Source organism: Paenibacillus sp. ALJ109b (assembly GCF_010747435.1).
Classification (GTDB): Bacteria; Bacillota; Bacilli; order Paenibacillales; family Paenibacillaceae; genus Paenibacillus; species Paenibacillus taichungensis.
Window position 1 is genome coordinate 158,984 of the sequence record NZ_JAAIFP010000017.1, and the last position, 12,903, is coordinate 171,886.

General features: G+C 47.2%; 11 protein-coding genes. 3 read left to right on the plus strand and 8 right to left on the minus strand.

The window, feature by feature from the left end; all coding sequences use genetic code 11:
• Positions 1–342 (plus strand): DUF1801 domain-containing protein, encoded by a 342-nt coding sequence (locus tag G3352_RS18500; RefSeq protein ID WP_163758773.1) that lies wholly within the window; start codon positions 1–3, stop codon positions 340–342.
• 209 nt (positions 343–551) lie between these two features.
• Here G3352_RS18500 and G3352_RS18505 read toward each other — a convergent pair whose 3' ends face one another.
• The 4 genes from G3352_RS18505 to G3352_RS18520 form a co-directional block, all read right to left on the minus strand.
• Positions 552–1,856: a DUF1963 domain-containing protein gene (locus G3352_RS18505; RefSeq protein ID WP_163758668.1), complete on the minus strand. Its 1,305-nt coding sequence runs from the start codon at positions 1,854–1,856 to the stop codon at positions 552–554.
• Between the two features lie 78 nt (positions 1,857–1,934).
• Positions 1,935–3,113 carry an alanyl-tRNA editing protein gene (locus G3352_RS18510; RefSeq protein WP_163758670.1) on the minus strand — a complete coding sequence of 393 codons (1,179 nt, stop codon included), beginning with the start codon at positions 3,111–3,113 and terminating at the stop codon, positions 1,935–1,937.
• Positions 3,114–3,563: 450 nt separating this feature from the next.
• The gene (dhaK, locus tag G3352_RS18515) at positions 3,564–5,333 is read right to left on the minus strand and encodes a dihydroxyacetone kinase subunit DhaK (protein ID WP_163758672.1); all 1,770 of its coding nucleotides are present in this window, start codon (positions 5,331–5,333) and stop codon (positions 3,564–3,566) included.
• Positions 5,330–6,475: a glycerol dehydrogenase gene (locus G3352_RS18520; RefSeq protein WP_163758674.1), complete on the minus strand. Its 1,146-nt coding sequence runs from the start codon at positions 6,473–6,475 to the stop codon at positions 5,330–5,332. Before G3352_RS18520 ends, dhaK begins: the two co-directional genes overlap by 4 nt.
• 369 nt (positions 6,476–6,844) lie before the next feature.
• Between G3352_RS18520 and G3352_RS18525 the strand changes: the two genes are divergently transcribed.
• Together G3352_RS18525 and G3352_RS18530 are read left to right on the plus strand one after the other, a co-directional pair.
• Positions 6,845–7,876, plus strand: coding sequence for a PocR ligand-binding domain-containing protein (locus G3352_RS18525; RefSeq protein ID WP_063566033.1), 1,032 nt, complete (start codon positions 6,845–6,847; stop codon positions 7,874–7,876).
• 140 nt (positions 7,877–8,016) lie between these two features.
• Positions 8,017–9,006 carry an aldo/keto reductase family protein gene (locus tag G3352_RS18530; protein ID WP_163758676.1) on the plus strand — a complete coding sequence of 330 codons (990 nt, stop codon included), beginning with the start codon at positions 8,017–8,019 and terminating at the stop codon, positions 9,004–9,006.
• Positions 9,007–9,203: 197 nt separating this feature from the next.
• Here G3352_RS18530 and G3352_RS18535 read toward each other — a convergent pair whose 3' ends face one another.
• The 4 genes from G3352_RS18535 to G3352_RS18550 all read right to left on the minus strand — a co-directional run bounded on the left by G3352_RS18535 (position 9,204) and on the right by G3352_RS18550 (position 12,789).
• A complete protein-coding gene (locus tag G3352_RS18535) occupies positions 9,204–10,103 on the minus strand; it encodes a LysR substrate-binding domain-containing protein (RefSeq protein WP_163758678.1) in 900 nt (299 codons plus the stop codon).
• Between the two features lie 32 nt (positions 10,104–10,135).
• Positions 10,136–10,606, minus strand: a complete 471-nt coding sequence (locus tag G3352_RS18540; protein ID WP_163758680.1) for an SMI1/KNR4 family protein — start codon at positions 10,604–10,606, stop codon at positions 10,136–10,138.
• A gap of 200 nt (positions 10,607–10,806) precedes the next feature.
• On the minus strand, positions 10,807–11,907 hold the full coding sequence (locus G3352_RS18545) for a threonine aldolase family protein (RefSeq protein WP_163758682.1): 1,101 nt from the start codon (positions 11,905–11,907) through the stop codon (positions 10,807–10,809).
• A gap of 6 nt (positions 11,908–11,913) precedes the next feature.
• Positions 11,914–12,789, minus strand: coding sequence for a LysR family transcriptional regulator (locus G3352_RS18550; protein WP_163758684.1), 876 nt, complete (start codon positions 12,787–12,789; stop codon positions 11,914–11,916).
• Positions 12,790–12,903: the final 114 nt, after the last annotated feature.

A 12,903-nucleotide genomic window follows, 5' to 3' on the forward strand; every position in this document is an offset into this window, starting at 1 on the left:
ATGAATGCGGAAGTCACTGATTTTATCGAACAGATCCCGGTTCCCTGGCAAGCCCAGGTTGCAAGTAAACTGCGGGAGTTGGTACATGAGTCCATCCCTGAAGTAGAGGAACGTGTGCAATACAAGAAACCTCATTTCCTGAAAAACGGTAAATATGCAGCGGTCATCTCCCCTTCCAAGCCGGCAGTATCCTTCACGATCTTCAATGCAACCGGACTTGAGCTGCCAGATGGGATATTTGAAGGCCCAGCGGAACGCAAAACAATTAAGATCAAGGAAAAAGATACGCCTGACTATGTGTGGCTGGCTGCACTTCTGACACAAGCATCGGCAGAACTCTAAGTTGGAATTGAGGATATAAGGTGTCTCAGTTTCTTTCAACCGGCTCTAGCAACTAGTAAAAAGGCCAACCAGCATATATCTGGTTGACCTGATCATACGAAGGGGTTTCCTAGAATGTTAATACATATGGGATAGCCCCTTTTGGGTATGCAGCTGTCAATACAATTTAAATCGCATCTATGCAATAACAGATCATTAGAGTTCCCTCATCAGGATTGTTGATAAGATACCGCCGTCATCTGACACGACTCGCAAATGAACATGTAATACATGCCATCCCCGGATTCCTCAACCTCGCTCCAGTCCATTTGTCCAACGGCCCTCATCCTAGAAGAGCAGCATGGACAATTCGGATACTCCGCGTCCTGAACCCATCCGGGATGGCCCCCAATCTGGGATGTAGAAGGCTCCATCGCCCACTCACTGCCATGGAACGCATGACGTGGTGCAGTCGCAATCCGAAACTGCCGGCCTGCATCCGGTGCAAGCTGAACATAGTCATCCGGGTCAAGATCATCCGCTCCCATCGGCATCACATTATGCGCACTCCAGCACGGTCCACATGCTGAATCCATCTCCATATAAACGACACCATAACAGCTACACATAACGCAAGTCTGCACTTGAAGTCGCTCACTGTTCCAAGCAACGTCCTGCAGTGCTGGATGCCGTACATCCAGATCAATTAAGGTCGTTAACTGACTGCCACACCACTCACAGTTATCGTCACCGGTCAACAGCATGGAGATCGGATCGCCAATAGATGTGTCGTCAGCCCCTTCATTTTCTTTTACTTTATAGAGTGAATAACTTGGAGTGATAAATAAATCCCTGCGCTGGCCTTTATTCGTTAACTCCCAACCGGCTTCGGTAGTATAGTGCTCTGGTGCGACATGCAGCTGATCTGCCCAGCGAGGTGGAGACTGCCTCCATTGCTGGAACTGACGTACAACCACTTCATCTCCAATATAGGCGAGCATGAGCAACAGATTATTCCGATTCTCATCATCGGTGTTCACCCGCTGCAACAGTTGATCACGTACTTCAGCCGAGGCGCTCTTATACAAAATGACAGGGTAGTAGATTTCGCGCTCCAACAGCTCAGGAATCTGTGCACACAACGACGTATCATGGTAACAGACCAGATACACCAAAATATCTTTACCTGTATCGTCATCCCCTGTGCGAATCAGCTGCATCGCATAATCGACCATGAGGGCTTGCTGCTCCGTAGACAAGGACAGATATACCTGTTCTTTGGAATGCTCATATGCCACATAACGAATTAGCGGATCATGAACCTGGCGTGTATGCATAATTTTCAAAATCTCCACAGGGTCCGTGATTCCCTCATACAAGTTCACATCCTGCCGATTGGCTTCAATGTATCTTTGATGTGCCTCACGTTCCATCTCCTGCTTGCAAGGCATGCAGTACCCACCTGTTCTGGCAGCCGTTGCTGGCAAAATTGTATTTGGGCACTCCTCTCGTATGCACGGAATACGTTCTGTCATCTACGGATACCTCCTCTGCTATTGATCTCGCTTCACGATCCATCGAGTCCAATCCATATCGATCAGCGGGAAGGTAGATTAATGATGTCCCAGTTGGTCCTTCGTGAATTCATAAAATGCGAGCGCATCTTCGCTGCTGGCAAAGCCCGCCTGAGCCATCTTGTCGCTACCGCCACCTTTGCCCTGGTAGGCTCCGAGATTGCCTTTGAAGAAAGGTCCACAAGCCCACTCCGGCGGCTGCCCGTTCTGTGCCAATACAACTTTGGCCTCCGAGATGCTCACAAAGAGTACAAGTCCCTCATGTTCTGATGTCAACTTGGTCGCCAGACTCTGCATATCCTTGAGCGATTTGTCCTCAAAGATTTGAGCAATGACAAGCCCTTCCCGTGCAGATAAAAGCTCTTGCGCATAATAAGCGTCATTGGAAGATTTTACAGCGTTCAGCTCTGCTTGCAGCTGCTTTTGTTCTGCTTCCATTTTGTCGATCCGATCCGCAAGCTCTTCCCGGCTGGTCTTCAATTTGGCTGTAATTCCGGTCAGCACGCTTTGCGCGGCGTTGAACTCATTCAGTGCTCGGTATCCGCATTTAAAATAAATCCGGGTGCCGCCCTTCACTTTCTCGGTTTTCAACAGTTTAATAATCCCGATCTCTCCAGTGGCTGACACATGTGTTCCACCACAAGCGTTATATTCCACACCCTCGATCTCCACGATGCGAATATCTTCAGTTATGGAAGGCTGCTTCACCAGCGGCAGACTGGCCGCTTCTTCCGCCGTGACCCAGGAACTGCTGATTCTGGCATTCCGGTAAATCTGCTGATTGACCTCCATTTCAATTGCAGCCAGTTGGTTCGCTTCCAGTTCGGCTGCGGCCACATCAATCGTGATATAATCTGTCCCCAGATGAAAGCTGAGCGTCATCGCATCTGCCAGCTTCAGCGTAATAGCCGACAGCAAATGCTGCCCGCTATGCTGCTGCATATGATCGAATCTGCGCTGCCAATCGATGTGGCAATCCACGTCATTCTGCTCCGGCGCACGCTCCAGCTTGTGCAGCACCTCACCATCTTCACTAATCACATCCAACACATCAATGCCACCGATCTGCCCCAGATCACAAGGCTGTCCACCCCCATGCGGATAAAAAGCAGTCTCTGCCAGCGTGACATATATACCGTCTTCCTTGTCCACTCTGCCTGTAATTTGTGTATGCCACTCCCGTGTGTACGCGGAGTCATAATAGATTTTTTGCGTCATCGAATCATCCCGATCCCTTCTCGTTCAAATGGCTATCCATACTCTCCAGATTACACTATCTGGAACCGCCAAGCCAAATTTCCCGCCCCACATCTCCGTTTTCCATATCAAAAAGACCGCTCTGCAAGCCAAGCTACAGAGCGGTCTCCTTACTTAATATCCACTATCCACGTTTAATGAAACGTTGGATATGGATTGTACCTATGATTACACCAAAACGGAGATGCAGTCATATTAATTTGGTATAGATACAAGAGCGAAACAGACAGAAAGGACCTGAAGAAGCGGAGCGTGCTCCTTTATCACCGGATTTCTCCCTTCAGGGGAAAATCATTGAAATCCGGGGGCAAGAGAGATCGAAAGGTTTTCTGTCTGTTTAGTTCCTGAGTGTCTAAATCAAGTATAGTCTGCAATCGGAGTGGCCAAGTGTAATCTCGTTGCACTCCATATTTATTTCATTGACTCGGATAGCTCTGTGAAAATAACACCCAGCGCATATGCGCCAGCATCCGGGTAGCCCAGACTGCGATCACCAACAGCACCCGCGCGGCCCATACGTGCCACGATGTCTTCTGTTTTCTTCGCGCCCTCTACTGCCGCTTCTGCACCCTTGGCAAACGCCGTTTTGAAGTCATCTCCAGACTTCGAACTTTGCGTCCATGAGTCTGCACAAGGAACAAGTGCGTCAATCAAAGTTTTGTCGCCCACTACGGCTCCACGTCCAAAAGAGCGTTCACCTGTAGACTGAATCCCCTGCACTGCCGCCTGCATCATGTCGGCGAATTCTGCAACGTTCAATTGCTGCTTGTCACCAACGGCTTTGCCTGCTGCCCGGAATGCCGAACCCCAGATTGGGCCGGATGCACCGCCGCAGTATTCCATAATGACAAGAGAGCATGCATCGAGGAATGAACCGATATTCTTTTTCTCTTCGTTCACGATATGGTTCCATTCGCGTTTGAGTTGTCTGAAGCCCTTCGCTACGCTCATGCCAAAGTCGCCGTCACCCGCATGGGAATCCAGTTCACAGAACGGTACTTCGTTCTTGATAATGATCTCACTCATCTTATCGATTAGGTAGACGATATTATCCAGGGAGAATTGATTGTTGTTGATCACCGCAGACGTTGCAGGTGTCTCCACTTCATAGGATACAGGCGCATCTTCAGTCACGACGGCTTCCAACGCTTCGGAATATGCCACTTGCGCTACTGGAGGACCAGACACTTTGAAAGCAGGTGTATCACTTTCCTTGAACAACAACGTTTTCAGTTCATCGTCCAGTTTCAGGATAGTTACCGATGCGCCTGCCATATCGATACTCGTCATGTAATTGCCAACAAACGTAGTGGCTACACCCAGACCTGAACGTTGTGCAAGCTCACGCTGAACCGAGTTGTTGAGCAGATAAAGCTCCTGTAAAGGTGTAGCGCCAAAGCCATTGACGAGCACAGCAATCTCAGCGGAAGCATCGTTGTCCAGCTTCATGTCTGCAAGCAGTGCTTCAACCATGCGTCCTGCAAGCTCATCCGCAGATACCAATTTCTCGCGGCGTATGCCTGGTTCACCATGAATTCCTACACCGAATTCCATCTCATCTTCAGCGATTTCAAATGTCGGTGTTCCTTTGGCAGGCACGGTACAGGAAGTGAATCCAAATCCGATGCTGCGTACATTTTGCGCTGCTTTCTCGGCAACGGATTTCACCTCTGCCAGACTGCGGCCTTCTTCGGCTGCGGCTCCAGCGATTTTGTGCACCAGTACGGTTCCGGCAACGCCGCGGCGTCCTACCGTATACAGACTGTCTTGAACAGCAATGTCATCCTCAACCCGTACATATTGCACGTCAATGCCATCTTCCTCGGCAAGATGCGCCGCGTTCTTGAAGTTCATCATGTCGCCGCTGTAGTTTTTGATGATTAGCAGCGTACCCTTATTGCTGGCTGTGGCCTTGATCGCCTGGTATACCTGAATCTGGGAAGGGGATGCGAATACATCTCCACAGACCGCAGCATCCAGCATGCCTTTACCTACATAACCCGCATGAGCCGGTTCGTGTCCACTGCCACCGCCGCTGATGAGGCTGACTTTATCCCCATTAATATCTCTGCGTTTAATGACCTTATATTTTTTCAAAAATTCAAGCTCCGGGTGCGCCAGCGCAATCCCGTTGCACATTTCCATGACAACATTTTCAGCCTGATTGATGATTTTCTTCATGATTTCGCCTCCTGGCGAGCTGCTTTGTAGTCCCGTCCGATACGGTCAGCCGCCGCAATGGCAGCAGCCACTTCAGGAACAGTAATCGGGAACGGCATGGCGTGAATGGATTCTTCCGGAATACATGCGATCTCAGCCACCTTCAACAACTCTTCCTGAGTAATGGTATCTACACCGATATCCGCCAAGCTTACAGGCAGTCCCACTGCAAGACAGAAGTCCATGACTTCATGCAGCTCTTCGGTTGGTGCATTTTCAAGGACGAGTTGCGCAATCGTACCAAATGATACTTTTTCACCGTGGAAGAAGTGATGTGTACCCTCCAGAACAGTCAAACCGTTGTGGATCGCATGTGCTGCAGCCAGACCGCCACTTTCAAATCCAAGTCCAGACAACAGAATGTTTGTCTCAACGATGTTTTCCAGCGCTTGAGTCACGACGTTGCTGTCACTAGCTACTTTTGCTTTCAATCCATCAGTCAGCAGCATTTCATAACACAGTTTTGCAAGAGCAAGTGCTGCATTCGTACCTACTGCGGATGGCGTGTATCCTTCACGGGAACCCATCGGCAGACTTGCGTTCACACGAGAGTACGACTTCGCTGTAGCTCTTGCTTCGAAGTACGTAGACAACGCGTCACCCATACCCGATACAAGGAAACGTGTTGGTGCGTTTGCAATAACCGTTGTGTCCACGAGAACAACACTTGGGCTTTGTTTGAAATAAGCGTAGTCATCAAAAGCACCTTCCGGCGTGTACAACACAGCAGAGTGACTTGTTGGCGCATCCGTTGCTGCGATGGTAGGACAGATGATTAGCGCTTCGCCTTCTGCCACACATTTGGCTGCATCGATCGCTTTACCGCCACCGAGACCAATCGTACATGTGCATCCTTTTTCTTTCGCAATTTCCTGGAGACGAGCAACTTCGTCCCGGGAACATTCTCCTCTAAAACCGCTTTCAACAAACGTAATATTGAATTTCTGTGCCGTTGCATCGAGCTTCGTTTTTACACGCTGTACATCATCCGGATGTGCGATTAACAATGCAGATTCACCAAAAGATTTCACAAAGTAACCGAGGTTTAACAATTCGTCTTCGCCTTGCACATATTTCGTTGGACTAATAAAAGCTTTTCTCATAATGATATAAACCTCCTATGGATGATATAAGTTCGTTTTCGTTTGCTGCATAAGTGACCTCCATACCTTCAACAAGGCTATCTGATGTAATTCTTGGATGAACTTAAACATTAAATTTTAAATACTCACATTAACCTAAATATATACCATGCATGTGAGGTTTACAGTGGACTTTGATAACAAATTATTATAATTTGCAATCGTAATTTTTTGCTTTTCAACGGAATCATGGTATCTTATTGTCATGCGATAGGTTAATTTTTGACATCATCTATACATTACCCGTCATTAACTCATCTTAATATGTACAACTTGCTAACTTTTAACGAACGAAATCATTCATCAGGTTAGCTATGGAGGGTTCCACCCATGATTAAAGAATATCTGCACATCAATAAAATCCTCGACCTGAATAAATGGAAGCGTCTACAGGATTCTCTTGCCACTGTGACCAAGCTGGCTATTCTAACCGTTGATTATAAAGGCATTCCCGTAACCAGCCATAGCAGCTGTCAGGCCTTTTGCCAAAATGTTCGCAAAGATCCCGAACTGCTCCCCTACTGCCAAAAATGTGATTCTCGCGGTGGTCTGGAGGCCGTTAGATTGAATGAGCCTTATGTTTATCTTTGTCATTTCAATATCGTGGATATTGCGATTCCAATCACGATTGATGGGAAATATATCGGTGCGGTAATGGCAGGACAGGTAAAGCTCGCTGACCCGGAGAAAGGTACGGAACTGGAACAGATCGTCACGTCCAAGAACGTGCCTATGCATGCTGCAAAGCTAAAGGAATTACAGGACGATTATGACCAGTTGCCTGTCATGACCTATGAAGAGGTTGTGAAAATTTCCAACATGCTTTCTTTACTCTGTAATTACATCGTGGAGGAAGCACTGAACAAAAATTTGCTGGTGGAAATGTTCGAGAAAGCTTCGGGTCATCAGGAGTCTCTGAATCTGTCCACTATTTTGCCTGGATACTCCATCCGTAATATTGAGTCGATCAAAAAAGAAATGACCAATGCGATTGCAGATGCCTATCTTAAAAACAGTCCAAGTGATACAGAGAGCTCCAGCCCGGTGCTCCAACCTGCCTTTGAATATATCCACAGTCACAAGAGTGAGCAAGTCTCGCTTAAACAAATGGCCGATCTGTGCCACCTGAGTCCAAGTTATTTCAGCAGGCTGTTTGCTAAGGAAACAGGTGAGAACTTCACGACTTATATTGCACGACTCAAAATCAAATGGGCCAAGCAATTGCTGGAAGTTACGGACATGCCCGTGTCACAGATCAGTGATGAACTGGGGTTCAATGAATCGGGTTATTTCATCAAAATATTTAAGAAATTCGAGGAGATTACGCCAGCCTTATATCGCAAATACATGCAGGAACAATGAGCACGTTTAACCATACGTTTTCGTTACAAGAGAAAACTCAATGATATCTTTTTCATATTAAAGATGGGGTTAAAAGATATTTCACCTATTAATCTGCCATTGCTACAATGGAGTCCAGATTACTTAGGGAGGCGTCACGAATGGAATATCGCAAATTGGGAAACAGCGGTCTAACCGTCAGTGAGATTTCACTGGGCAACTGGATTACACATGGAGCACAAGTGGATGATGGAACCGCAAAAGCTTGTGTCCGAGCTGCTTTGGAGGCAGGCATCACGACATTTGATACGGCAGACGTCTATTCCAACACCAAGGCAGAAACTGTGTTAGGACATGCTCTAAAGGAGATCCGAAGAGAAAGTATTGAGCTGTGCACCAAAGTCTGTCATCCAACTGGCTCAGGTCGCAACGACAGAGGACTTTCCCGCAAACATATCTTTGAGGCCTGCAACGCTTCATTGCAAAGATTGCAAACCGATTATATCGATGTCTATTATGCTCACCGTTATGATCCAAATACGCCGCTGGAGGAAACATTCCTTGCGTTTGCCGATCTGGTTCGTCAGGGCAAGGTTCACTATATTGGAGTTAGCGAATGGACTGCGGCTCAGATTGAAGAAGGTTCCGCATTAGCTAAGGAGCATCGCGTGCCTTTTATTGCAAGCCAGCCACAGTATTCGATGTTATGGCGTGTTATTGAGGAGAAAGTTGTGCCAGCAAGTACACAAGCAGGTCTGGGCCACATTACATGGTCTCCCCTGGCTCAGGGCATACTATCTGGTAAATATATTCCGCACGAAGCGCTGCCAGCCGGATCACGTGCAGCTGCCGAGGCTGGAGCACCCTTTTTCAACAATCTTGCTGGTCGGTGGTTACGTGACGACGTTTTGACTGCTGTGCAGCAACTTATTCCATTGGCGAAAGAGATCGGGCTGACGCTGCCTCAACTCGCCGTCGCCTGGGTTCTCCAGCATCCGTATGTGTCATCCGTCATTATTGGGGCATCCCGTCCAGAGCAAGTCCTTGAGAATGTGAAAGCCTCTGGTGTTCAACTGGATCGGGACATCCTGTCCCGCATTGATGAAATATTAGATGAATGGATTGAAAGAGATCCTGCCAAGACGGGTTAGTAGCTCTTCTTAAACTACTCTAAACATACTATATAAGTTGAACTAATCATTTACACGACAACGGAGAGGACAGAAAAAACCTGAAAAAGCGAAGCTACAAGCTTTCTACAAGAAAGCTACTTCGAAAGCATACGCTTATCCCCAGATTTTCCGATTGGAAGGTTGTTCTGTCATCGTAGTGAAAGTGTAAATCATTTTTAGCTCAACTTATTTTCCTCATCAATACATTCATCTACAATATTCATAAAACGGGAAATCACTTCCTGATTCATGTCCGTCCGCCATGCTGTGTACAACGGTACGGAGGGCGGACTTTCTATTAGTGGTAGAAATACCACACCCCTCCGCTCGAACACATCTACTGAAGAAGGAACGATGGAGATGCCCATGCCCGCTGCCACGAGATTCACAATCGTGTACATCTGAATGGCTTCCTGTGTAATACGAGGATCTACACCATGCTCCCTGCAATAATCCAGAACGAGACGATGGAACGGAGAGCCCAGATGCCGCGGGAATAAAATAAAATCTTCGTCCGCCAGCTCGGTGATTGACACCTGAGTCTGTGAAGCTAAAGGGTGATGGTCTGGCAGCACTGCGATTAATGTTTCCGTCTGACAGACCCGGAACGACAAATGTCCGTTGTGATCCTGATACCGCAAAAATCCAATATGGATCTGTCCATCTGCTAGTGCCTGCAATTGTTCGGACGAGGTCATCTCACGCAACGTAAGTTCAATCTGCGGGTACGCCGCACGGAATTTTCTCAACACATCGACCATAATACTCCCCGAAGCCGAATCCACAAAAGCAACCGTTAAATGTCCAATGATGCCCTGGTCAGCCTTCTGCGTAAGCTGGATGGATCGCTCAAGTTGGGCCATGATCAGCCTCGCCTGTTCCAGAAATACGGCACCGGCTGCCGTGAGACGAACCATTTTTTTCGTGCGTTCCAATAGCTTCACGCCGAGCTCTTCCTCCAGATTCTGAATCTGCTGGCTCAGCGGCGGCTGCGTCATATTTAATTTCTCAGCCGCACGGTGGAAATGAAGCTCCTCCGCCACGGTGATAAAGTATCGTAATTTTCGAATATCCATATGCCTGGTTTACTTCCCTTCCGACTAGCCTGTTACTTCATCTGTTCCTGAACCCAAACAGCTGATTCAGCCAGCATCGTCATTAATTCATTAAAGTCCACGGCAATCTCACGAAGAGGAAGTTCTCCCGCATCGTGGATTAACATCAGGACCTTGCCAGAATTTTGATCCAGTATAGCAATGCTTCCTTCGCCAAATCCACCAATTGGAAATGGTTGCAGCTCAGCGGGCAACTCGTATTCCTTCTCATATTCACGGTATACATCCAGGAACTCGGGATATGCCCAATTCAATTCTTTCACCGAATACAAGGCAGGATCGCCGAAGTTGCATGCACCAAATTCAAGCAAGAGCTCACGATACGCTACGGGCAATTTCACGTTATGCTTTTGCTCAAAATCCTCAATGCTCTGTTGCGTTTCAGGAGTACACCCTTCTCCCATGGTTGTATTGTAAGCTTCCACCAAAAGATCACGAATGGGCTCCAAACTTATTGACTTCACTTGAACTCCTCCTCTATAAATGAAAATCAATGAAATTGTGTTCCACGAATATGTTCACTATTAACGACGCGATGATACCGGAAGCTGCATTATTGCTGTTATTGCTGCATTAAAGTACCTTTCGTCAGCTATCTTTCTTTTCCTGCAACAAAAATGCCCTATCCAGCAAGTGGATAAGGCAGAATACGCATAGCTTTATTTTAGTTCACATGTTTCCGTAGTTCTCCATCCAGCCATTGTAGCGCTGAATGCAGCTTGTCCTTGGGTACATTCTGATATCGATCCCCCGTTGACAATTCAAAGGCACAACTATGAGCACTGGTCTGCTGCAAGTATGAAGTAATCCCTATCCCGAATTGCTGAGTCATGGATGCCAGAATACCCTCCACCTCGGCTTGAGCCAAAGGAAAATGTACGTGAAACATATTGGAGACGGGTACTTCTGGCAATGTACGTATACCGTGACACGCATTTAACAAGGAAGCAAGTTCCTTCGCCTGCTCATAATAAAGCCCCATTTTGCCAATCCGTTCATTGAAATAATATTGAGAACTAAGAATATATGGATATAGGCCGATCAGATCGCCGCCGTGCCGACGCTTCCATATTTTCGATTCTTGCATAACATCCGTATCTCCTGCCAATATGGCCCCAGCGATTCCTCCAATGCCTTTGTAAAAAGACACGTAGACACTATCGAACAGACTGCAAATCTCGGCGGGTGTCTTCTGATAATAAGGCGTGATTTCGAACAGGCGTGCCCCGTCCAGATGAAGTTTGATTCCACGTTCACGGCAATAAGCCGAGATTGCTTCCAACTCTTCATAGGCAGGCAATTGTCCACCAATCTCGCGTTGAGGTAGTTCAAGCAACAGGCAGGAAATTTCCTCATTCATCCCCTCTACATCTTCCAATCGAATCAGTCGGTCCTTGTCCGCCAGCAAAATGGATTCAATCTGATGTAACTCTTTCAGTCCGTCTTCCTCATGGATTTCCAGATGAGATAAAGGATGATAAGCTACCCGCTTGATGCCTTTGCGGTCACACCAGATACGTAAGGCGATTTGCTGTGCCATCGTACCACTGGGGAAAAATACAGCCGATTCCTTGCCCAGAACGTCAGCCATCTGCTGCTGGAATTGATCAATGATTTTACCGTTGCCATAATGATCACTATACTGTTCCCCATCCACCTGCTCCAGCGCTTTCTGAAGTACTTTGACTTTACGACTTCCGTGACCACCTATAATAAACTCTGCCTGATTAAAAGCTTCCGCTAATGTTAACTCTGTATTCTCCAAGGTTATTTACTCCTTTATTGTTCTGGTTTTTTGGTTCGTTATCATCTGGACCAGTGCACCCAGCGCTCCGTATTGATGCTCACTCCGGGAATGCACAAATCCTACTTCCAACCTGCAATACGGATCAGGCAAAGGTAACACTGTAACCTCGCCTCTCCCTTCAGCTTTCGTAACCGAGGATCGTGGGAGCAATGACACACCTATTCCCGCAGATACGCCATTCATAATGGTGTCCAGTGTTCCGTATTCCGTAACGTTGAGGGTGTGCACGCCTTGATCTTTCAAAAAGGCTTCTGCCTGCGCGCGATGGGTACAGCCTACTTCAAAAAACAACATCGGTTTGCACAATAAATCATGCACTTCATGGGTTCCAGGTTCGGCAATCAGTACCAATTCTTCGTCGTACACTTTCATATAGTTCAGCTCAGGGTGGTCGATCGGGCCATATATCAAAGCTCCATGCAGCTCATGTTGAATGACCTTCTGATTGAGTTCATGTGTCCCCCCTGTAATTAACGAATGTTGCACCTCGGGGTAACATAAACGGTATTCAGCGAGCAGCGGCGTCAGATAACTGGAGGCTGCGGTCTCAATCGCACCAAGACGAAGCATCCCTGCAGGTCGATTTCCGATCTGCGTTGCCTGCTCCGCTTCATATAATAAATGTAATATTTTATCCGCATATCCCAGCAAATTCTCACCCGCTGGTGTGAGCGACATGCCTCGGTTGGAGCGATGAAACAGTGGTACTTGCAGCTGATCTTCCAACTGTTTAATTCGTGTTGTTACATTGGATTGCACATAATTCAGCGCTACTGCTGCTTTGCTGATACTGCCTTCGCGGGCAACCGCCTGAAATATTTTTAAATCTCCTGCATCCATGCCCTGATCACCTGCTTGTTATCTATTATCTGAATTGATACTGACATTCATTTTTGTTCATTTTACGTGAATCTGCCCTATCTGTACAATGAGGCTCAGTAGTGAATTTCGATC

Bases quoted from the DNA above. Each gene is read 5' to 3' on its own strand.
- G3352_RS18520 (WP_163758674.1), bottom strand. From the start codon at position 6,475: ATGAGAAAAGCTTTTATTAGTCCAACGAAATATGTGCAAGGCGAAGAC.
- G3352_RS18510 (WP_163758670.1), bottom strand. From the start codon at position 3,113: ATGACGCAAAAAATCTATTATGACTCCGCGTACACACGGGAGTGGCAT.
- dhaK (WP_163758672.1), bottom strand. From the start codon at position 5,333: ATGAAGAAAATCATCAATCAGGCTGAAAATGTTGTCATGGAAATGTGC.
- G3352_RS18535 (WP_163758678.1), bottom strand. From the start codon at position 10,103: ATGGATATTCGAAAATTACGATACTTTATCACCGTGGCGGAGGAGCTT.
- G3352_RS18530 (WP_163758676.1), top strand. From the start codon at position 8,017: ATGGAATATCGCAAATTGGGAAACAGCGGTCTAACCGTCAGTGAGATT.
- G3352_RS18525 (WP_063566033.1), top strand. From the start codon at position 6,845: ATGATTAAAGAATATCTGCACATCAATAAAATCCTCGACCTGAATAAA.
- G3352_RS18550 (WP_163758684.1), bottom strand. From the start codon at position 12,789: ATGGATGCAGGAGATTTAAAAATATTTCAGGCGGTTGCCCGCGAAGGC.
- G3352_RS18505 (WP_163758668.1), bottom strand. From the start codon at position 1,856: ATGACAGAACGTATTCCGTGCATACGAGAGGAGTGCCCAAATACAATT.
- G3352_RS18500 (WP_163758773.1), top strand. From the start codon at position 1: ATGAATGCGGAAGTCACTGATTTTATCGAACAGATCCCGGTTCCCTGG.